The 20,670-nt window shown below is 63.4% G+C and carries 24 protein-coding genes, 1 tRNA gene and 1 pseudogene; 18 read left to right on the top strand and 8 right to left on the bottom strand.

Features of this window, described 5'->3' with window-relative positions; genetic code table 11:
- Window positions 1–81: 81 nt before the first annotated feature.
- From P1M51_RS05125 to P1M51_RS05145, 5 genes are all read left to right on the top strand, one after another.
- The gene (locus tag P1M51_RS05125) at window positions 82–522 is read left to right on the top strand and encodes a hypothetical protein (protein WP_276247113.1); all 441 of its coding nucleotides are present in this window, start codon (window positions 82–84) and stop codon (window positions 520–522) included.
- A 60-nt stretch (window positions 523–582) separates the two neighbouring features.
- Window positions 583–975: a hypothetical protein gene (locus tag P1M51_RS05130; RefSeq protein WP_276247114.1), complete on the top strand. Its 393-nt coding sequence runs from the start codon at window positions 583–585 to the stop codon at window positions 973–975.
- A 117-nt stretch (window positions 976–1,092) separates the two neighbouring features.
- On the top strand, window positions 1,093–1,536 hold the full coding sequence (locus P1M51_RS05135; RefSeq protein WP_276247115.1) for an ester cyclase: 444 nt from the start codon (window positions 1,093–1,095) through the stop codon (window positions 1,534–1,536).
- Between the two features lie 136 nt (window positions 1,537–1,672).
- A complete protein-coding gene (locus tag P1M51_RS05140) occupies window positions 1,673–2,116 on the top strand; it encodes an ester cyclase (protein ID WP_276247116.1) in 444 nt (147 codons plus the stop codon).
- A 67-nt stretch (window positions 2,117–2,183) separates the two neighbouring features.
- On the top strand, window positions 2,184–3,830 hold the full coding sequence (locus P1M51_RS05145) for a CocE/NonD family hydrolase (protein ID WP_276247117.1): 1,647 nt from the start codon (window positions 2,184–2,186) through the stop codon (window positions 3,828–3,830).
- On the opposite strand, the gene surE is transcribed toward P1M51_RS05145, so the two are convergent.
- From surE to P1M51_RS05160, 3 genes are read right to left on the bottom strand one after another with little or no spacing between them, the layout of a single operon-like run.
- On the bottom strand, window positions 3,821–4,591 hold the full coding sequence (gene surE, locus P1M51_RS05150) for a 5'/3'-nucleotidase SurE (RefSeq protein WP_276248471.1): 771 nt from the start codon (window positions 4,589–4,591) through the stop codon (window positions 3,821–3,823). The two genes, P1M51_RS05145 and surE, sit on opposite strands and share 10 nt — an antisense overlap.
- Window positions 4,592–4,633: 42 nt before the next feature.
- Window positions 4,634–6,031, bottom strand: coding sequence for a small ribosomal subunit Rsm22 family protein (locus P1M51_RS05155; protein ID WP_276274858.1), 1,398 nt, complete (start codon window positions 6,029–6,031; stop codon window positions 4,634–4,636).
- The gene (locus tag P1M51_RS05160) at window positions 6,028–6,759 is read right to left on the bottom strand and encodes a prephenate dehydrogenase/arogenate dehydrogenase family protein (RefSeq protein WP_276247119.1); all 732 of its coding nucleotides are present in this window, start codon (window positions 6,757–6,759) and stop codon (window positions 6,028–6,030) included. The genes P1M51_RS05155 and P1M51_RS05160 overlap by 4 nt, the downstream gene beginning before the upstream one ends.
- 317 nt (window positions 6,760–7,076) lie before the next feature.
- On the opposite strand from P1M51_RS05160, the gene P1M51_RS05165 reads away from it, so the two are divergent.
- Window positions 7,077–7,643 (top strand): hypothetical protein, encoded by a 567-nt coding sequence (locus tag P1M51_RS05165; RefSeq protein WP_276247120.1) that lies wholly within the window; start codon window positions 7,077–7,079, stop codon window positions 7,641–7,643.
- Here the strand turns inward: P1M51_RS05165 and P1M51_RS05170 are convergent.
- A complete protein-coding gene (locus tag P1M51_RS05170) occupies window positions 7,640–8,812 on the bottom strand; it encodes a Xaa-Pro peptidase family protein (RefSeq protein ID WP_276274859.1) in 1,173 nt (390 codons plus the stop codon). The genes P1M51_RS05165 and P1M51_RS05170 overlap by 4 nt on opposite strands.
- Window positions 8,813–8,923: 111 nt before the next feature.
- On the opposite strand from P1M51_RS05170, the gene aroA reads away from it, so the two are divergent.
- Entirely contained in the window at window positions 8,924–10,216 is a 1,293-nt protein-coding gene (gene aroA / locus P1M51_RS05175) for a 3-phosphoshikimate 1-carboxyvinyltransferase (RefSeq protein ID WP_276247122.1), read from the top strand.
- 45 nt (window positions 10,217–10,261) lie between these two features.
- Here the strand turns inward: aroA and P1M51_RS05180 are convergent, their stop codons facing one another.
- Entirely contained in the window at window positions 10,262–10,513 is a 252-nt protein-coding gene (locus tag P1M51_RS05180; RefSeq protein WP_276274860.1) for a hypothetical protein, read from the bottom strand.
- Between P1M51_RS05180 and P1M51_RS20105 the strand changes: the two are divergent.
- From P1M51_RS20105 to P1M51_RS05195, 4 genes and pseudogenes are all read left to right on the top strand, one after another.
- Window positions 10,457–10,612: pseudogene (locus tag P1M51_RS20105) on the top strand (alkaline phosphatase family protein); the annotation flags it as partial. The gene P1M51_RS05180 and the pseudogene P1M51_RS20105 sit on opposite strands and share 57 nt — an antisense overlap.
- Window positions 10,613–10,739: 127 nt before the next feature.
- On the top strand, window positions 10,740–11,525 hold the full coding sequence (locus P1M51_RS05185) for an alkaline phosphatase family protein (protein WP_276274861.1): 786 nt from the start codon (window positions 10,740–10,742) through the stop codon (window positions 11,523–11,525).
- Window positions 11,526–11,585: 60 nt separating this feature from the next.
- Window positions 11,586–12,740 (top strand): chorismate synthase, encoded by a 1,155-nt coding sequence (gene aroC / locus P1M51_RS05190; protein WP_276247124.1) that lies wholly within the window; start codon window positions 11,586–11,588, stop codon window positions 12,738–12,740.
- Window positions 12,740–13,372 (top strand): uracil-DNA glycosylase family protein, encoded by a 633-nt coding sequence (locus P1M51_RS05195; RefSeq protein ID WP_276247125.1) that lies wholly within the window; start codon window positions 12,740–12,742, stop codon window positions 13,370–13,372. The genes aroC and P1M51_RS05195 overlap by 1 nt, the downstream gene beginning before the upstream one ends.
- A 1-nt stretch (window position 13,373) precedes the next feature.
- Here the strand turns inward: P1M51_RS05195 and P1M51_RS05200 are convergent, their stop codons facing one another.
- Entirely contained in the window at window positions 13,374–13,577 is a 204-nt protein-coding gene (locus P1M51_RS05200) for a hypothetical protein (RefSeq protein WP_276274862.1), read from the bottom strand.
- Window positions 13,578–13,699: 122 nt separating this feature from the next.
- Here P1M51_RS05200 and P1M51_RS05205 point away from each other — a divergent pair, with 122 nt between their 5' ends.
- The 6 genes from P1M51_RS05205 to P1M51_RS05230 all read left to right on the top strand — a co-directional run bounded on the left by P1M51_RS05205 (window position 13,700) and on the right by P1M51_RS05230 (window position 18,772).
- Window positions 13,700–13,843 (top strand): hypothetical protein, encoded by a 144-nt coding sequence (locus P1M51_RS05205; RefSeq protein ID WP_276247127.1) that lies wholly within the window; start codon window positions 13,700–13,702, stop codon window positions 13,841–13,843.
- Entirely contained in the window at window positions 13,840–14,769 is a 930-nt protein-coding gene (gene hutG / locus P1M51_RS05210) for a formimidoylglutamase (RefSeq protein WP_276247128.1), read from the top strand. Before P1M51_RS05205 ends, hutG begins: the two co-directional genes overlap by 4 nt.
- An 81-nt stretch (window positions 14,770–14,850) precedes the next feature.
- Entirely contained in the window at window positions 14,851–16,425 is a 1,575-nt protein-coding gene (gene hutH, locus P1M51_RS05215; RefSeq protein ID WP_276247129.1) for a histidine ammonia-lyase, read from the top strand.
- Window positions 16,426–16,470: 45 nt separating this feature from the next.
- On the top strand, window positions 16,471–17,226 hold the full coding sequence (locus tag P1M51_RS05220) for a hypothetical protein (RefSeq protein ID WP_276247130.1): 756 nt from the start codon (window positions 16,471–16,473) through the stop codon (window positions 17,224–17,226).
- Between the two features lie 44 nt (window positions 17,227–17,270).
- A tRNA-Ser gene (locus P1M51_RS05225) sits at window positions 17,271–17,354 on the top strand.
- Between the two features lie 113 nt (window positions 17,355–17,467).
- Window positions 17,468–18,772: a RimK family alpha-L-glutamate ligase gene (locus P1M51_RS05230; protein WP_276274863.1), complete on the top strand. Its 1,305-nt coding sequence runs from the start codon at window positions 17,468–17,470 to the stop codon at window positions 18,770–18,772.
- Between the two features lie 7 nt (window positions 18,773–18,779).
- Here P1M51_RS05230 and P1M51_RS05235 read toward each other — a convergent pair whose 3' ends face one another.
- Window positions 18,780–19,430: a helix-turn-helix domain-containing protein gene (locus P1M51_RS05235; RefSeq protein WP_276274864.1), complete on the bottom strand. Its 651-nt coding sequence runs from the start codon at window positions 19,428–19,430 to the stop codon at window positions 18,780–18,782.
- A gap of 134 nt (window positions 19,431–19,564) precedes the next feature.
- Here P1M51_RS05235 and P1M51_RS05240 point away from each other — a divergent pair, with 134 nt between their 5' ends.
- Complete coding sequence (locus tag P1M51_RS05240; RefSeq protein ID WP_276274865.1) at window positions 19,565–19,885, top strand: DUF5785 family protein; 321 nt, start codon at window positions 19,565–19,567, stop codon at window positions 19,883–19,885.
- A gap of 1 nt (window position 19,886) precedes the next feature.
- Here the strand turns inward: P1M51_RS05240 and udk are convergent, their stop codons facing one another.
- Entirely contained in the window at window positions 19,887–20,546 is a 660-nt protein-coding gene (gene udk, locus P1M51_RS05245) for a uridine kinase (RefSeq protein WP_276247134.1), read from the bottom strand.
- Window positions 20,547–20,670: the final 124 nt, after the last annotated feature.

Below are 20,670 nucleotides of genomic sequence, written 5' to 3' on the forward strand. Positions count from 1 at the left end.
CGGTGTCCCGGGCGACTGCATAGCTCAAGTCGAATTTTGTCCTTACGACTCGTTTATGGTTTCTTCCAACCCTTCTTGACTATGAACATTCGTATCGGTCGTGAACTGCTGCTGTGCGCTAGTGGCGGCCTCCTGCTCCTCGTCGGCGCGAACCTGCCGTGGGCGCAGGTGAACCCGCACCTCCCCGCATCGGCCGAACTGCCCTTCCTCGTTAGCAACGGGCTGGCGATCGGGTTCGACGCGGTGGACCTCTACATCCTGCTCCCGGCCGGCGTGGTGCTCTGCTTGCTCTTGTTCGACGCCCACCCCACTGTCCGGTCCATACTCGCGATTCACTCGGGGGTACTGACGCTGTTTCTCGCGCTCAGGTACCTCCTCGGCAACTCCCTGTTGGCTGCTAATGCCACGCTCGTCCCCGCGGTCGGACTGTATCTCACGCTACTCGGCGGGGCGGTGCTGTTGATTGCGGGCTGGACAGGCTCCGAATCTGCCGCCCCTGTCCCGAGTCCCACCGCCCGATAGCCGGGCCTGCTGGGGGAAGGGGCCACGTAGATTTATCAATCTTCACGACTGATTTTCTGTATGAACAGACGGCGAGTACTCACGCTCTCCTCCAGTCTGTTGTTCCTCGCCGGGTGTGTCGGAACCACGGACGCCGCGAAACTCGCCCGCATCGAACTCGCAAACGAGAGGTCCTCTCGCGTCTCGATTTCCCTCTCGGTCGTCGATGCGGGTTCGTCGGTGTACTCGAACGAGTTCGCCGTCCCGGCGAAAACGGGCGACGAACAGCCGCCGCAGGTCGTCGTGAGCGACGCGCTCCCCGACTCGCCCGGAGAGTACGTCGTTCGCTACACGGTCAACGAGTTCCCGACGGAGACGTTCGACGTGGCTTCGAACGTGCTGACCGACTGCACCAAGCTTCGACTCACGATTCGAGAGGAGTTCACCGAACTCACCTACTCGAACGGGTGTTAACCGGCTGCCGGAGCGAACAGTCCTGAATCACGGTGTGTTGCTCAACGATAATCTAAGCTGCCGTCGAAGTAGTCGCTACCACTCGCGCTCAGTGAGTAGCGGGGGGTAGGTGGCAAAATGGCGACGACAGACGTTCATGCGGCGAACAAACGGTTGGTCCAGCGCGAGGTGCGCGAAGTGTGGGCAGAGGTAAACGACGAGAGCATCGCGGCGTTGTTCGCACCTGACGTCGTCATCGGAACTCGTCGGATGGGTGACGAAGAAACACTCGCCTCGCGTGACGACATTAGGGAACACCACCGTGAGTGGATGGATGGATTCCCCGATGCAACGTTCGAGATACACGAACTTCTCGCCGAGGGAGACGCCGTCATGTTTTACTGGACGATGGAGGCAACGCATACGGGGCAGTTTCGTGGCTATGCACTCACCGGAAACGCCGTCTCGATAGATGGCTTTGGCTTCCGTCGTATTCAGGACGGGAAAATCACCGTATCAACTGACTCAGCAAGCATGGTCACGCTCCTCGACCAGATTGGTGTGACGATTCCGTCGAGTTAGGTGAGCGGTCCGAGTGGAGAGTGGAAATGCTCGTCCGGGTGACAGTCACCACACCGAGCGTGTTGCTCAACAGTCTTCTTCCGTCCCAACGAAGGAAGTGGTGACGGTCGCTCGTACGACGGGCGGTGGTGAAACCATGGCAACAGCAGACGTATCCAACGCGAACAAGGACCTCGTGAACCGCGAGGTCAGGGAGGTGTGGACTGAAGACAACCTGGAGGTCATCGACGACCTCTACGCGCCAGACGTGAAAATCGGCACGCGCCGGATGGGCGAGCCACAGAAGCTCGCGACCCGAGAGGACATTAAAGCGATACACCGCGAGTGGGACGAGGGGTTCCCCAACGCAACGTTCACGACGAACGCGATGGCAGCCGAGGACGACGTGGTGTTCCTCTGGTGGACGATGCGGGCGACGCACACCGGGCAGTTCCGGGGATTCAAACCGACTGAAAATCCGGTCGAGGTAGATGGCTTTTCATTCCGTAGAATCGAGGACGGGAAAGTCGTCGAGGCCAAAGACAGCGCGAGCATGACCACGCTCCTCCGCCAAATTGGCGTCGAACTGCCGACCGAGTAGCCGGCTCCCTTTTTTGGACAGTCCTGCCAGTTAGTTTATCCGCCGTGGGTGAGCCATGCAGAACGATATGTTGCCCAACCGAGACCCACACCAAGACGACGAGCGCCGGGCCGTGACACGGCGCACGCTCCTTCGCGGCCTCGCGGCGAGCGCCGCAATTGGGGCGAGTGCGACGAGCGTCACGGCGACCGAGACGACCGAGAGCGACGCCTTCACCCGCACCCAGCGCGTCGACATCGAATCGTTCGACGGTACGACCATCGCGGCGAGCCTGTACGAACCAACAGCCGAGGGACCACACCCGGCCATCCTCATCACTCACGGCTGGGGCGCGGATAGAAACGCCGCCTACGTCCGTCGCTGGGCGGAGAACTACGCGAGCAATGGCTACGTGGTCCTGACCTACGACTCGCGGGGCTTCGGCGAATCGGGCGGCGAAGTGGGCGTCGACGGCCCGAAGGAGGTCGAGGACGCATCGACGCTCGTCTCGTGGCTGGCCGCCCACGACGCGGTCCAGACTGTCGAAGGTGAGCCGGACAACCCGCGAGTCGGCATGGACGGCCTCTCCTACGGTGGCGGCATCCAGCTCAACGTCGCGGCCGCGGACGACCGTCTCGACGCCATCGTTCCGCGATGGGCGTGGCACGACCTGCGCTACGCGCTCGAACCCAACGAGGTCGTCAAAGTCGGCTGGGCAGCACTGCTCTACGCTGCTGGCGTGGGTGGGTCGCGCGGTCTCACCTCCGGCGATGGCCTTCCCGACGAGGACGACGCGGAGTACGGCCTCCCGCCGAAACTCCACGAAATCAACACGAAAGCGGCGGCGACCAACGAAATCGACGAATCCGGAGAGGCCTACCTCGGTGTTCGCTCGCCCGCAGTTAAACTCGACCAACTCGACACACCGGCGCTATTCCTCCAGGGATGGCCCGACACGCTGTTCGTCCCGAACGCAGCCCTCTGGACGGCCCAGGCGCTCGAATCGAACGATGTGCCGACGCGACTCGTCTTCTTCGAGGGTGGCCACACCGCCACGGACGCCGCCGGGGAGGACCAACAGCAGCGACTCGACGCGATGGCGCTGTCGTGGCTCGACGCCTTCCTGAAAGCCCCGGCACAGGCCGACCAGACGGCACGCGCGGCGGACGCGAAGCTCGCTCCCGTGACGTACTACGAGGTCCAGACAGGCGAGTGGCGCGAGGCCGAAGACGTGCCGAAACCCGACGCAGAAACCCAGACGCGCCGATTCCGAGACACGAGCGACGGCGATTCGACGGTCGTTCTGAACAGCGTCATTCCGACCGCGACGAGCCACTTCGTCCCCGAGAACGAGGACACGGCTGGCACGGCGGTCGATTTCGATTTCCCTATCGAGCAGGCACAGGAGATTTTCGGCGCGCCGACAGCACGGCTCACCATCGAGCCACTTGGCCCCGAGACACGCCTCTTCGTTCGAGTGAAACACGTCCGCGACGGCGAAGAAACGCTCATTAACAATCAGGTGACGCCGGTTCGCGTCGAGGGACTGGAACCGACAGAAATCGACCTCGAACTCGTCGCCTTCCAGCGGACCTTCGAACCCGGCGACACCCTGCGGATGACGATTGCCACGACGGACGCAGGTTTCTTCGCGTCTCGTGAATCGGCGGGGGCGCGAATTCACCACACGGCGGAGCGCCCATCCACTGTCGAGTTCCCGACGGTCTACTGGTAAGTTTCGGCGAGTGCCGTCAGCGCCTCGTGGTGTTCTGTCGTATGCGGGGCGGTGAGCGGCGAGACGCTGATGCGCCCCTCGACGACGGCACGGCGGTCGCTTCCCCGCGGGTCGGGGATGTCGCCTGCGGCCATCTTGTCCCAGATGCGGTCGTGGAGGGTGACGGTTTTGCCGTTCTGTTCTGCGTCCATCTGGTAGACGTGAGAGGGCCGGGTGATTTCCATTTCGGCGGGGTCGTCACCGGGCATCGGCGCGTTCACGTTGAGATAATCGGCTTGCTCGAACACGCCGGCGTTGATGGCGTGGTCTGCGAGGTATTCGGTCGCGCGGACGGCCTCGCGGTAGGCGTCGGCCGACTCGCGGTGTTTCTTGAACTCCTCCCAGCCACCGGGAATGTACAGCGAGACGGCGATGGCGGGAATGCCGAAGAAGGCGGCTTCGACGGCGGCACTCACGGTTCCAGAACGTCCGAGAACGTACTCCCCGAGGTTCGCTCCGCGATTGATGCCCGCGACGACGAGGTCGGGGTCAGGGCCGAGCGACTGGACGCCCGCCACGACGCAGTCGGCCGGCGTTCCCTCGATGGCGTACCCCAGTTCGTGTTCGTGGACGCGGACCTCTCGGGACATCTTTCGCCCGACCGCACTCTGGTCTTCCTTCGGAGCGACGGCCGTCACGTTCCCGACCGTCGAGAGCGCATCGTACAGCACGCGAAACCCCGTGCTGTCGATGCCGTCGTCGTTCGTCAGCAGAATCTCCATGCTCATATCTCTCATGCGGACGCCGGGGCAAAAACACCTCGCCTACGCTGGCATCGAATCGACCGTCGTCTTGCCGTCCACGACGAGATTGTACGCCTCTTCGTCGTCGTTCCAGAGGACGAGCACGTTCTCGAAGATGAGCAGATCGCCGTAGTCGGCGTCGGCGAGCGGCGCGTTTAGCGACGTTTCTTTCGTCCGAACGGCGTAGTGGTCGATTCGCTCCGACCCGTCGCCGATTCTGAACAGTTGGTGGGAGTCACCGTCGGAGAGCGAGTGACTCAACTTCACCGCGAGCAGGTCGATGCGCTTCGTGACGTGCTTTTCCATCTCGTTCATCCGGGCGTACAGGTTGATGTTCGGGTCGATGTCGAGGCGCTGTTTGTCGTCCGTCCGGAGAACGGTCCAGGAGTACTGGACATCGACGTTTTCGAACTCACCGTAACCGCCGCCAGCCCGGTCGAGTTGCGCCTGAAACGGCGGCACTTCGAGGTCGGGTTTGACGTCGAACGACCAGCCCTCGTCTTCGGGTTTGAATCCTGGCCAGATACGCACCGCTGGTCCCCAGACCGAGAGGCCGTCTTCGACGGTTCGCTCGACCTGCCGAAGACCGATGCTCGTGTTCCGGTCTGCGGGGGCGATGGCGACGATAGAGCCGTCGTCTGCGAGGTGCTTTTCGTATTTCCTGACGACGGAAACGGGGTCTTCGAGTTCGCTCAGGACGTTCGAGAACAGCACGACGTCGTAGGTTTCGCTCGGCTGGAAGTCCTCTGCTGTCTCGCGATGGACAGTCGTCCGGAAGGTGTCGCGCGTCTCCGCGAGCATGTGCTCGAAGATGTCTGCGCTCTCGCTCGGTTCGAGCGCGTGGTAATCGACGAGCGCGTCCTCGGGGAACAGGTCGTGAATGCCGAGCGCCGGGCCACCCGTTCCTGCGCCCACGTCGAGGATTCTGGTGTGTTCACTCACGAGGCCGTGGCGAAGCATGTCCGCGAACACGTACTGGGTGCTCGCGTAGTAGTCGGGCAGGTGGTAGACGGCGTAGGCGAGCGCGGCCACCTCGTCGTACTCGACCGGGTTCTGGGCGAAGTAGTCCTCTTTCAGCTTGCGGATGGTGTGGCGGAGAACGTCGCCGCCCTCACCGTTGGGCCACCCCGGTCCGTACTGACCCACGATGCGGTCTTCGAGGCGTTCTGCGTACGCGGCGGGAAACGCCTTCACCCCGTGGAATGTGGTCGATATCGGGTCGTCAGAGGCCGGAACGAAAGTTCCGTCGCCCGCCTCGACGATACCGAGTTCGACGGCGTGTTCACGGAGCACCTGTCTGACGACGGCCGGGTGGGGTTGCCCGTCTACGTATTCGAAAATCTCGTCCGGGTCGATGGGTCTCACCGAGCGGAGGTACTTGGCGTTCGAAACGACCTGCGTGCGTTGTTTCTGTTTCATCGTCGTGATTCGCGATAGAGGGCTTCTACGCCCGCTGCATCTGATTCGGCGATTCTGCGTGCGGCTTCGGCGACGTCGGCTGCGCCCTCGAACGTCTCTTGAATCTCGGCATAGACACGCGGCGTCCCAGCGGTGACCTGTGAAACCAAGTCGAACAGTCCCGCCGAGATGGGCGTGTGAAACTCCGCTGGCACCTCTTCTGCGGCGAGTGCAAAGGCGAGAATGGCGGCGTGGGCCTTCGCCTGGACCGTCTCCATCGCCTCGTCGTGTTCGCGGGCCGTCGTCTCGAAAATCGTGTTCCCGGCGGCTTCGAGCAGTTGGATGAGGGTTTCGGTGACCGGCCCGCCGGTCTGGGAGACGGCCGCAATCGTCCCGGGTGCGTTGTCCGGGCCGAAGAGGGGGTGGAGGCTCACTCGCTCTGCATCGGGGGCGTGTTCTGCCATCACCGCAAGTGGCGTCTCCATGACGCCGCTCAAATCGAGGAGCGCGGCGGTCGCCTTCTGGGCGTGGGCTTCAATGGCCCGTCCGACGACGGACATGGGGACGGCCACGCAAACGACGTCGAACTGGTCGTCTGCCGCGAGTGAGACGGTGTCGCCGCCGACGGATTCTGCGGCGGCGGTTGCGGCCGCTGGGTCGGTGTCGGCAAACGTAATCTCCCATTCGTCTGCGACGCTCTGGGCGAACCAGCGGCCCATCGCGCCCGCGCCGACGACCAGCAGTTCCATGTCTGCGACCTACCGGGGCGGAAGCAAAAAGGGGTTCGTTTCCCTGAATGCGGAGTAAGCTATATCCCACATGTCTGAATAGTTGAATTATGTATTCTCGAATGATTTTTTCGTCTCTATGCTGTCTCTCCCTCGTCCTCGCTGGATGCTCTGGCGGCCCGTTCTCGTCGCTTACCGACGGGAATGACGTTCCGTTTGGTGGCTCACCGACACTTGATACGGTCGAGTATCCTCCCGGGGCGTCGAAAGCTGGGTTCACCGACCCCTCACGCATCGTGAATAATTCGAGTGTGGCACTCGCCGAGCGCAGTTACACCATGAGGGCTGTGATCAGTTCCACCGACGGCCAGCGGACGTGGAACCGAATCCAGTACTTCGAGAGCAACCCGACTGAACCCGCCGCGTACACGCTGCAAAAATTTCCAGGGGATACGCACGAAGAGTACGTCAATCGGTCGGGTCGGTACTTCAGGTGCTGTGACGAGGACCCGTCGTACGGTTACGACACACCGGAACAGTGGTCGCCACACGACGTTCATCAAGCCGGTATCGATACCAGCACGCGCTATCTGGAAGTCGCCCTCGAGATTGGCGAGTACACGGCCACGGACGTGATTCAACGGGAGGGAACGACACTCATCGTGTACAATTTGACCGAGCCCGCAGAGACGTACGACAATCGCTCAATCACGGCGGCGAAAGGGCACCTTCTCGTCGACCAACAGGGGGTCGTTCACGGAATCAATTTGTACGTCGCAGGAAGTCGACTCGACGAGCCACGAAGCTATACCCGCACGAAACTCACATACCGCGTGACGCTTACAGAGTCCGTAACCGTCGAAAAGCCGGCGTGGGTCGAGAACGTAACCACGAAGACTGCCTAGGGGAGGACGAATTCTTTGGGGTAATCGGTCAGATTCTCGTAGCCGTCCTCGGTGACGACGACGATGTCCTCGATGCGGACGCCACCCACTTCGGGGTCGTAGAGCCCCGGTTCGACCGTGATGATGTGGCCCTCTTCCAGTTCGTAGCCTTGCGGGGCGAGCGCCGGCCACTCGTGGATGTCGAGACCGACGCCGTGGCCCGTCGAGTGGATGAACCCGACTTCGGTCGTCTCGTCGGACCGGAGCGTCGGGTAGCCTGCCTCTTCGTAGATGTCACAGACGACGTTGTGAATTTCCTCGCCGGTCACGCCGGGTTTCACCGCGTCGAGTGCGGCTTCGAGCGCCTCGTCGGTGATGTCGTACCACGCCTGGAGTTCGTCGCTCGGCGTCCCCTTGACGAAGGTGCGGGTCATGTCGGCGAAGTACTTGCTCTCCTTGTCGCGGGGGAAGATGTCCACGATGATGGACTCGTTTGCGAGCAGTGGGCCACTGCCCCGGTCGTGGGGGTCTGCGGCGTCAGCGCCACAGGCGACGATGGTCTCGTCGAGGGCACACCCGTGGCGCAGCAGCGTCAGTTCGATTTCCTGGCGCACGCGCTCTGAAGTGAGCGGCTCGCCCTCGTAGTGGAGGACGCCGTCTTCGACCGTCGCCTCGCGGATGAGCATCTCGGCGGTGTGCATCGCCTGCTCGTTTGCCTTCTGTGCCGCCCGGACGTGGGCGATCTCCTGGGGCAATTTGACCGCGCGGATGTCTTTGAGGATGTCGTCTTCGTCTGCGGTCACCGCGATGCCCTGCTCGCGGAGGCCGTCTGCCTTTCCGACGGGGAAGTCCATCGGGACGAGGACGGATTCGACGTCGTGGGATTCGAGGAACCGTGCGTGGACGCGGTGGGAAGCCCCGATTCGCCCGTGCTCTTCGACGAGTTCGCGGTAGCCGAAGTCGCTCGGCCGCGAGAGCGAGGCCGCGCCGCTCTCTTTTTTCGCTCGTCCATATTCGAGCGGCGAGACGTGGAGGTGAACCGCGCCGTCGTAGAGGGCCATGAAGGGGTCGGGAGCGTCGAACCCGGAGAGGTAGCGCTGGTTCGAATCGTCGCTCGACGCGTAGATGAGAAAGCCGTCTGCACCTGCGTCGTCGAGGGCGTCGTCGAGTTTAGAGAAGTCCGGTTGCATATTCAGGGATGTGTGAGGGAGGGCTAAAACCCTACCGGGGCGACGCATTTTGACGTGGCAGACCTGTCCGTGTCCGGTATCCTGATACCGGGTCGTCCCATTGGTAGCGCCATGGACGTTGACATCTCTCACTCGACCGTGTCGGGGAGCGCGAAGGCCCCACCGTCGAAAAGCTACTCTCACCGGGCGATTCTCGCCGCCGGCTACGCCGACGGCGCACTCGTCTACGACCCCCTCATCAGTGCTGACACGAAGGCGACTATCCGGGCCGTGGAAGCCTTCGGCGGCAACGTCGAGGAAGTCGACGAGGGCCTCGATATCTCCGGCTTTGGCGGAAAACCAGGGACGCCCGCCGACATCATCGACTGTGCGAACAGCGGGACGACGATGCGCCTCGTGACGGCCACCGCCGCGCTCGCAGACGGCATCACCGTACTCACCGGCGACCGCTCGCTTCGCTCTCGGCCACAGGGACCACTGCTCACCGCGCTCACCGAACTCGGCGTCAGAGCCGAGAGCACCCGCGACAATGGGCAGGCCCCGCTCGTGATTCGCGGCGCGCTCTCCGGCGGCGAAGTCTCGATTCCGGGCGACGTGTCCTCCCAGTACATCACTGCCCTGCTCATGGCTGGGGCGACCACAGCGGACGGCATCGGCATCCACCTCGAAACCGAACTCAAATCGGCCCCCTACGTCGATATCACGCTCGAAGTGCTCGCCGACTTCGGCATCAAAGCTGAACCCACCCAGGACGGCTTTGCGGTCGCCGGCGGCCAGACCTACGAACCCGAAGACGGCGAGTACCACGTCCCCGGGGACTTCTCTTCGATGTCCTACCTGCTCGCGGCGGGCGCCATCGCCGCCGAGGACGAACTCACCGTCACCGGCGCGTACCCGAGCGCACAGGGCGACAGCGCCATCGTGGACGTACTCCTCGAAATGGGCGCGAATATCGACTGGGACGACGATGACGGTGTTATCACCGTCCGAAAATCCGACCTTTCTGGCATCGAGTTCGACGTGGGCGACACGCCCGACCTGCTCCCGACCATCGCCACGCTCGGTGCGGTGGCGGACGGGGAAACCAGAATTACGAACTGCGAACACGTCCGATTCAAGGAGACAGACCGCGTGAGCGCGATGGCCGAGGAACTCACGACGATGGGCGCGTCGGTCACCGAACGACAGGACGAACTCATCGTCAGGGGCGGCGAATCTGACCTGTCTGGGGCGACGGTCGATGGCTGGGCCGACCACCGCATCATCATGGCGCTGGCCGTGGCGGGACTGGTCGCAGAAGGGACGACGAAGGTGAAGGGCGCAGAACACGTAGACGTCTCGTTCCCGAACTTCTTCGACCTGCTCTACGACCTCGGCGCGCAGGTGGACCAGCGCGTGGGGTGACCTGCCAGACCGCAATCCTCTTTTTCTCGCTCCGTCCACGTCGTATCAATGCGACAAGACGACGTTGCCGCTTCCCTCCGCGACCGTCTCGTAGAAGACGGCTTTCTCTTTCCCGACTACGATGGCTTCTGCTTCGCCAACGTTCCCGACACGGTACTCTCCCTCTTCGATGCGCCGACCCGACGCACCCTCCCGGACAAGGCGTTCGCAGGCGTCGAAACCGACGCAGACCACGTCGTCGTGCTCCTGCTCGACGGCTTTGGCTACGAGCAGTGGACGCGCGACCAGCACAAGCATTCGCACCTCGAAGCGCTCGCCGAGCAGGGTACGGTGATGCCGCTCACTTCGACGTATCCCTCAGAAACGTCGGCAGCTATCACCACCATCTCGACGGGCACCCAGCCGGTCGAACACGGCCTGCTCGGCTGGTTCCAGTACTACGAGGAACTCAACGAAGTGCTCACGACGCTGCCGTTCTCGACGCTCGACGGCGACTACGCCCCGAAGAAGTTCGACGGCGTGGATGGCACGCTCCTCCTCTCGCCACCCGAGCAGACGGTATACGAACGCACTCGCCACGCCACACGTCGTCATGCCAGAGCGAATCGCGACGTCCGAACACTCGAATCTCGCCATGGCCGGGGCGGACGTGACCGGATACGGCGACCTCGCGCACATGGGCCGAGTCGTTCGCAAGACGCTCGAAGCCGCGGAAGGGCCGACATACACCTACGCATACGTCCCGCACATCGACGCCGTCTCCCACCAGCACGGGACCGAATCGCCCCAGTACGATGAGATGGTGGCGACAGTGCTGGGGCACGTTGAGCGCGAACTCATCGGGCGACTGGACGCAAATGTGGCCGAGAACACCCTCCTCGTCGCCACAGCGGACCACGGCCACCTCAACACCGACCCAGAGACGAACGTCGACCTGAACACGATTGCGGGCCTTCACGACCACCTGCAACGCCGTCCACACGGTGAGCCAATCCCGGCAGTTGGATGCGGGCGAAACCTCCAGTTCCACGTTCGCGAGGGGCACGTCGAACCGCTCCGCGACCTGCTCTCTGCCGAGTTGGACGTTCTCACGTTCGACCGCGAGGAGTACACGTCGCGTGGATTGTTCGGTGACCGCACTCCTTCCGCGCACTTCGAGGCGCACGCGCCTGACCTCGTGGCCGTTCACCGCGACAAATTCGTCTGGTACGACGACGGCGAACTGAACCAGGTTGGCTCCCACGGCAGCCTGAGTCCCGACGAGATGTTGTGTCCATTCGCGGTCTGTCGGCTTTCCGACCTCCAGTAAGCGGCAACTTTGCGCCACGTCCTGTAAACACTAAATGTGCGGCCACCCGAGTGGCCTGCAATGAACGGTAACGAATTTGGCCGCCTCTTCCGGGTCACCACCTATGGGGAGAGCCACGGCGACGCGATGGGGGTCACCGTCTCCGGGTGTCCCGCCGGGCTGGAACTCACAGAAGACGACATCCAGGGCGACCTGGACCGACGCAAACCGGGCCAGTCGATGATAACCACGAGTCGCGGCGAACCCGACGAAGTGAAGATTCACAGCGGGGTACAAGACGGCTACACCACGGGCACGCCAATCGGGATGACCATCCAGAACAAGGACGCTCGCTCGGGGAAGTACGAACCCTTCATCACCGCCCCACGTCCGAGCCACGGCGATTTCACCTACTCTGCGAAGTTCGGCACGCGCAACTGGGGCGGAGGCGGTCGCTCCTCGGCCCGGGAGACGGTCAACTGGGTCGCCGCCGGGGCAATCGCGAAGAAGATTCTCGCCACGCAAGATATCAAAATCAAGGCCCACGTCAACCAGATTGGCGACATCGTCGCGCCCGACGTGACGTTCGAGGAGATTCTCGAACATTCTGAGGAAAACGAGGTGCGGTGTGCGCATCCCGAGACGGCAGACGAGATGCGTGAGCGCATCAACGAGTATCAGGAGCAGGGCGACTCTATCGGCGGGAGCATCTACTTCGAGGCACAGGGCGTCCCTCGCGGCCTCGGCGCACCCCGTTTCGACTCGTTCTCCGCGCGCCTCGGACAGGCGATGATGGCCGTGCCCGCCGCTTCCGCGTTCGAGTTCGGTCTCGGCCGCGAGGCGCGAACCTACACCGGCTACGAGCGAAACGAAGACTGGACCTTCGACGAGAGTGGCGACCCGACGCCCGTCGGCAACGACCACGGCGGCATTCAGGGTGGCATCACGACGGGGCAGCCAATCTACGGCGAGGTGACGCTGCACGCGCCGACCTCGATTCCGAAGACCCAGACGACGGTCGACTGGGAGACGGGCGAGGAGAAGGAGGAGAAGGTCATCGGTCGCCACGACCCAGTCCTGCCCCCGCGCGGCGTCCCGGTGGTCGAGGCGATGTTCGCGCTCACCATCTTGGACTTCATGCTGCTCGCCGGGCGTATCAACCCGGACCGTCTCGACGGCAAGGTCGGCGAGTACCGAACCGATTATCACCCACGGAACCCCGAAAACGTCGAGTGATGGCGGCGAATCCCGACAACCTCAAGAATCCGTTCAACATGGACGAGGCGTGCGAGAACTGCGAGAAACTCTGCGAGACGCGCACGAACGTCGTCCACGGCTACGGCGACGTGAGCGCCGAGTTCGTCTTCGTCGGCGGCCAGCCGAGCGCGGGTCCAGACGAGACGGGAATTCCCTTCACCGGCAACGAAGGAGGTAAACGCCTCCAGCAGTTGCTCGGACGGGTCGGTTTCAGTTCGTCAGACCCGGACGCCGCCGAACCAGACCTGGAAAACGTCTTTCTCACCTACACCACGCGGTGTCGCCACCCCGAACGCGGGCCGACCGACGCGGAACTCATGGCCTGCGACGGCTATCTGACGGCCGAACTCCGGATGATAAACCCACAGATTATCGTACCGGTCGGCCAGCAGGCGCTCTCGGCGCTCGCGTTCGAATACACCACGCGTGACCCGGACGCCCTCGACATCGACGAGTGTCACGCGACGACGCTTCGCGGACGGGGTTTCGAGTTGATTCCGCTGCTCGACCCGGCAGACATGGACGACGACGAGTACGAACAGTTCGTCAAGCACCTCTCTGCCGAGATGGGACGCGACTACCGCCAGACGAAGGGCCGACGCGGGCGGTAGCTTACCAGTACGGGTTGGCGAGCCATTCTGCCGATTTTCTCGCGGTCCAGATAGCGCCGCCGAGCGCCACGAGAATGAGCGCAATCGTCACGAGCGACGCCGGGGTCGCGAGTTCGCCGGTCACCACGAGGTTCACCAGCGCCCCGGCGAAGGTGAGACCGGTGAGAAGGAGCACGAGTCGTACGAGCCACTGTTGCCACGTCATGTGCGAGTGCGCGTGCGGGGAACACATAAATATAGTCACCCGACGCGCTGGTCGTGCCCCGACGTCTCAGATTCTGTACAATTGGCAACATGACTATAGTGGTAATTCGCAAAGGGGGTTCTATGGCGACGCAGTTACGGACGCATCTCGTCGCTCTGGGACGCGAGTTACAGGGGACGTCGGGGTATCGACACCAGCAACGCGAGGCGGTCACGCTTTCGAGTCGCCGGAGTCTGGCGCAGTCGGAGGGGCTCGACTCGCGATGACGTTCGAGGCGCCGCCGTCGTGGCACGGCGATTCGACCGACCCGAACGACGAACAGTTCGGCGACGTGATTTCTCACGTCTCGCTCGACTCCGCCGACGAGTACGACGCGGTCATCGTCGGTGAACCGTACGACGGCGCGGTCATCGGGCGTCCCGGTGCCCACGGTGGGCCCTCTGCCCTGCGGGCGGAGCTGGCGACGACGAAGACCTACCACTTCTCGGGTCGCGAAATTCAGTCGGTCGCCGACCTCGGAGACGTTGCCCTGCCGGAGGGGACGGTGAGCCAGGTCCAACACGCCGCCTACGACGCGACGAGCGCGGTGTACGATACGGGCGTAGTCCCGGTGTTTCTCGGCGGTGACAACTCGCTCACCGTGCCGAACGTGAGTCCGCTCGTCGACCGCGGGTCGGTCGGCGTCATCAGTTTTGACGCGCACCTCGACTGCCGAGAGGTTGGAGACGAACCGACGAGCGGGACGCCCTACCGCCAGTTGTTCGAATCCGGCCTCGCCGAGTTTGCGGTGGTTGGCGCGCGTCACTTCGAGACGGCGGGACCCTACGCCGAATTCGTCGAAGAGAAGGGCGGCACCATCGTCACCGCCTCCGAGGTGGGAACCGAGGGCGTGACGGTCATCGACCGCATCCTCGACGACATGGCACACGTCGATTCGGTCTACCTGAGCGTGGATCTGGACGTCCTCGACACGACTGCGGCCCCCGGCGTGAGTGCGCCGACGCCGGGCGGACTCACCACGCGCGAACTGTTCGAACTCGTCCACCGCGCGGCCGAGGACCACCGCGTGGCCGGGTTCGAGGTGGTCGAATACTCACCGCCCCTCGACATCGACAAGCGAACCGCCCACGCCGGGGCGCGCGCCGTCGCCCACTTCCTCGCGGGACTCCACGGCGAGGTTCGCTATGTGTGACGGCCCGCTCGAAACCGACTTCACGCAATCCGACAAATTTGCAGGTATGCTCGCTGCACACGCTCTGTCGGGTGGTCACCGATGACCGAGTCGGTCGTCCTGGACGGCGAATCGCTGACGCCGGAAGCCGTGGCTCGCGTCGCCCGCGAAGACGCGCCCGTGGTCGTCGCCGAGGAGGCAAAACGTGCCGTCCGCGATGCCCGCGCTCGCGTCGAAGACGTCGTCGAGTCCGGAGAGGCGGTCTACGGGGTCAACACGGGATTCGGCCAACTCGTGAACGAACGCATCCCTCGCGAGGATATCGAACGACTCCAGACGAACCTGCTCCGCAGTCACGCGGCAGGCGCGGGACGTGAACTCGACCGCGAAGCGGTCCGGGCGATGCTCGTCACCCGGGTCAACGCGCTCGCGAAGGGCTACTCCGGGGTCCGACCTGTCGTCCTCGACCACCTCGTGACGTTCCTCAACGAAGGCGTCCACCCGGTCGTGAAATCTCGCGGGAGTCTCGGCGCAAGCGGCGACCTCGCCCCGCTCGCCCACATGGCGCTCGTACTCCTCGGTGAGGGAGAAGCGGTCGTAGACGGCGACCGCCTCTCGGGCGCTGACGCCCTCGCTCGCGTCGGTCTCGAACCGCTCACGCTCGCCTCGAAGGAGGGGCTCGCGCTCATCAACGGCACGCAGTTGACCGTCGGCCTCGCCGCGTTGCTCGTCGTGGACGCAGACTCACTCCTCCGGGCCGCCGACACGGCCGGCGCACTTACCACTGAGGTGACGATGGGGACGACAGCGTCCTGTGACCCTGCACTCTCGTCGATCCGCCCCCATCCCGGGCAGGCGGCTACCGCACGGAACGTAAAGCGACTCACCGCGGAATCAGAAGTCGTCGAATCCCACCGCAATTGTGACCGCGTGCAGGACGCCTACTCGATTCGGTGTCTGCCACAGGTCCATGGCTCGGTTCGAGAAGCCGTCTCCCACCTCCGCGATGCCGTCGAAATCGAACTCAACAGCGCGACCGACAACCCGCTCATTTTCCCCGGCGGACAGGTCGATTCGCGGGCGAGCGGCACCGACTCAGCAGCGGTGCTGTCCGGAGGCAACTTCCACGGCGAGGTGCTCGCCCTGCGCCTCGACTACGTCGCGAGCGCCCTCACCGAACTCGCCGCCATCAGCGAGCGGCGAACCGACCGCATGGTGAACCCGAACATCCAGGAAGCCCATCTGCCGCCGTTCCTGACCGAACACAGCGGCCTTCGGTCGGGACTGATGATCGCGCAGTACACGGCCGCCTCGCTGGTCAACGAGTGTCGATCCTTCGGACGAGCCTCCACGGACAACACGCCCGTCAGCGGCAATCAGGAGGACCACGTCAGCATGAGCGCACAGGCCGCCCACAACGCGCGACAGACGTTCGAAAACGCCCGTATGGTCGTCGCCGTCGAACTCCTCTGTGGCGCACAGGCCGCAGAATTCGTCGATGACGACCTCTCCCACGGCGTCGGGACGGCCGCGGCCTACGACGTGATTCGGGAGGTCGTCCCGCCACTCACCGACGACCGAGAGCTCCACATCGACATGGCCGCCGTGGACGACCTGCTCACCGCAGGCGTGCTGGACGACGCGCTCGCGGCGGCACTTCCAGAATCGCTCGAGTGAACCGCAAACGGCGGGTTCAAGGGCCCGCCGAACGGACCTGTTTTCATGACCATGGTGGCCGTACTCGCAGACCCGCCACGACCCGGACTCGTACTCCCCGAGTTGGCCGCGTCCACGCCACTCTCGGAAGACGAATGCGCTGACCTCTACGCCGCGATGCTGAAGGACGTGCTCCGCGCCGTCGAGAACAGCGGCGGCGACCTCCTCGTGAACTACCGGGCGGATGAAGACCTACCCGAAGAACACCAGTCGATTCAGGCCGTCGAGTCCGAACTGCGCGACCTGGCCGAGGACTGCCTCGACGCACCCGAGGACGCCCGCTTCGAGGTGCAGGTCGGCCAGACGTTCTCGGGCCGAGTTGGCAACACGCTCACCCATCTGCTCGACCGCGAGGAGGTCAAGACCGCCGCTGCCGTCGAACCGACCGCGATGTTCCTCACGCGCAAGGAAATCGACAACGCGGCGATGAAACTCCGCCGCCACCCGGTGATTCTCGGCCCCTCGACAGACGGGCGCGTCTACTACGCGGGGTTCGACGACCCAATCAACTTCGAGGGGGCATACACCTCCCCGGCAGTCGAGACGCTCACCGACCGCGGCCTCGACGCCGGGTTCGAGGTGGATTTCCTCCCGAACCTCCCCGTCGTCGAGACGGTGTCCGACCTCGTCACCGCCATCACCCTCATCAACGCCCGACAGGCGGCCGGTCGGATTTATCCGCGTCACTCCGCAGCGGTTATCGAAGCCCTCGGTCTCCGCGTCGAGAAGTCGGCCGACGGACTGGCCCTCATGCGCGACTGAAAAGCGACAGGCCTTAATCGGATGCCGAGGTATGTCGGGGTGTTGGTGAGATGGCAGAGTGGCCAAATGCGCCAGTCTTGAAAACTGGTAGCCGCAAGGCTTCATGGGTTCAAATCCCATTCTCACCGCTTCTTCAGGAACAACTCAGTGAGCGCCGCGGAGCGTACACTCCCCAACTCTGTTTTCAACTCGCCACCTGTTTGCAGATTAATTCAAGTGTCGGCAGGTGCTAGCAGAAGATATGACTACGCCCGGCCACCTCCGTATTGGCGTTTTGAGTCTCCACTCCTCGAAAGAGACGAAGGCGATTCTCAACGCCATCGACGCGCTGGGGCACGACCCGGAATGGCTCCGGCGAGACAACACGGAAATCCGGATTCAGGACGGGACGGCCACGCTGTCGCCCGACGTGGACATCGTGATAAATCGGCTGTTGCTCTCGAAGGCAGATTACACCATCGAGGCGCTCTGCCTCGCGGATAGCATCAAGGGGTTGAAGCCGGTGCTCAACGACCCGGCGAAGGTCCTCACGTCGATGCACAAGTACTCGACGGCGGTGCGCCTCTCGGAGGCGGGCCTGCCGGTTCCCGACCAACTACTCGCGCTCAATCCGGGTCGATTGAACGAACTGCGGTCTGCGTTCGACGACGAGGCGGTGTACAAGACCGCCATCGGAACCCACGGCGGGTGGACGTGGAAGGTCACGCCCGACGAGGTGCTCTCTCCGCAGGTTGGTAATCGGTGGGCCTTCTTACAGGAGTTCATCGAGGTGGACCCGGACCGCCATCGTGACCTTCGGGTGTACGTGGTCGGCGACGAAGTCGTCGCCGCGATGACGCGCCACGCGCCGGAGGGCGACTGGCGGACGAACGTGGCCCTCGGCGGCGAAATCGAAGATGCCACCGACGAACTCACAGCCGAGGTTCGAGACATCGCGCTCCGGGCGACGAACGTGGTTGGCGTCGATTACGCGGGTATCGACCTCGTGGAGGGAACAGACGGCTGGTACGTCCTCGAAGTCAACCCGACCGCCGGGTTCAAGGGGCTGTTTCGCGCGACCGGAATCAACCCGGCCCCGTACATCGCAGCCCTCGCCATCGAGCGGGCAGGCGGGTCGGTGGACCGAGCGCTCGTCGCCGACCTCGCGGCCGAATTTGACGACTCGACCCCCTCATTCGTCGTCGAACAGGCGGCGGATTCACGCTCGGAGGAGCGACAGATTATCGGCTACACGAACGAGGTGACGGTGTACGGCACGTCCGGCGCGAAGACGGTCACGGCGAAGTCGGACACGGGAGCGACCCGAACCAGCATCGACATCTCGCTCGCGGCGGAAATCGGGGCGGGCCCCATCACTGACCACACGCGCATCGTCTCCGGGAGCAACAAGAAAGGGAAGACGCGACCCGTCGTGGACGTCACCATCGAAATTGGTGGGCGGACGCACACCCTCATGGCGAGCGTCGAAGACCGCAGCCACATGACCTACCCGGTCATCATCGGACGGGACATCCTGAAGGACTATCAGGTGAACGTCGGGGCGTGACGGGCGATTAGCCGAGGAGGCCGGAAACGACGTGGGATTCCGCTTTCCTGAGATGTTCGTCTACGGTGCTCGGCGCACAGTCTAGATTCTTCGCGAGGTCCTTGTGTGTGGTCCGACGCGGCACTTCGTAGTAGCCTCGCTGGACGGCGGTCTTGAACACTTCCAGTTGTCGCTCGGTGAGCGGCGAGAGGAGTTCGCCGCGACCCGGTGTGTACTCGCCCGCTTGCTCGACGGAGATGTGGAGTTCGTCTGGAATCGAACAGAGCGCCTCCCTGAGCCTGTCGTGAGTGCCGACGAGCGTGACCCGAAGGCCGTCTTCCGTGTATTCGAGTGGCGTGTCGATAATGAGGGCGTTCTCGTGGACCAGCGAGATGAGTTCGCCACCGACTTCGTCTGCGTCCACCTGAATGTAGATGTGGAAGGCGTCATCGTCCATGTCCACGAGTTCGTATGCCCGCACGTCGGGGTGGGCGGTGAGCGACCGTCCCAGTGCTCCCGGATCGCCTCGCAACCGGTACAGCAAGACGCCAGCGCCGTCCGGAAGGGAATCGACGTGTAAGAGCGCCTCGTGCGTGACTTCCGGATGGTACTCGATTGTCTCATCGATTGGGTGGAGTGCTCGCGTGGTTGGTGAGATGACGAACTTGAGGTATTTCATGGTCGTTCATGCCTGCCCCCGGCACTGGCAGAAAGTCACCCAGAATCGGGGTTTAACATTGTGACAAACCCATCCAAACGTCCGGCCACCGCCGGAACATAAACCCTTTTGAGAGTTCGGGACTGTCAAAACGCATGGACTGGCCCCACGACCCAGACGGTGAGGAAGGCAGCGAGGGCATGCGTAAATACGGCCACGCCATCCTCGCGAAGAAGATAAACGAAGAAGCGGACTTCCCGCTCGCGAAGGCGGACTACGTCGAGCAGTATGGGGACCACCCGATTCGCATCAACTACCAGCGCGTCGTGAGCGTCGCTGACATCTTCGAACACGTTCCAGAGGAGTCCTTCGCGGACTTCGTCGAGTTCCACAAGGCCGTCGGTCGCGGAATGCGCCGCGGTGGCTTCTGGGACTACGACACGAACGTCGAGAACCCAGACCGGCAAAAAGCGTAAGTTACTCAGGTCGCCCGGGACTCGACGCCTCTCGTAATTCCGTCGCGGTGCCGTTGATTTCTGCCTGTACCTTGTCCGCGAGCAGGTTTACCGCCACCCGATTCGCTCCTTCTGGGATGATGAGGTCTGCGTGTTTCTTCGTCGGTTCGACGAACTGTTCGTGCATCGGTTTGACTGTGTTCAGATACTGCTGGATGACGCCGTCCAGGTCACGACCCCGGTCGATGACGTCGCGGCGGATGCGCCGGAGGATACGCACGTCGGCGTCGGTTTCGACGTACACCCGGAGGTCCATCATGTCGTTCAGCGCCTCGTCGTAGAGCGAGAAGATGCCTTCGAGGACGATGACGTCCGTTGGCGCGACGGTGATGCGTTCGTCCCGGCGGTTGTGGATAGTAAAGTCGTACTGGGGCATCTCGATGCGCTGGCCCTCCATGAGCGCGCGCATGTGCTCGCGGACGAGTTCCCACTCGAAGGCGTTCGGGTGGTCGTAGTTGACCTCGGCGCGTTCTTCCATGTCGAGGTGTGAGAGGTCCTTGTAGTAGTTGTCGAGCGGGATGCGGGTGACCGAATCGCCTGCGCCCTCGGTGAGTTCGCGGGCGACGGTCGTCTTCCCGGCACCGGTACCGCCCGCGATGCCGATGACGAACGAGGGAATCATCGTTTCCCGACTCCGTGGGCAGGCAGTTTTAATCTGCGGATTTCGATTGTTCTGGGTTCTACCGAGGGGCAGTCTTTCCTCTGGAAGTGCTCTCAGAACGGCAACATATATGCCTCCGAGATGA

Origin of the sequence: Haladaptatus sp. QDMS2 (assembly GCF_029338295.1) — an archaeon.
Classification (GTDB): domain Archaea; phylum Halobacteriota; class Halobacteria; order Halobacteriales; family Halococcaceae; genus QDMS2.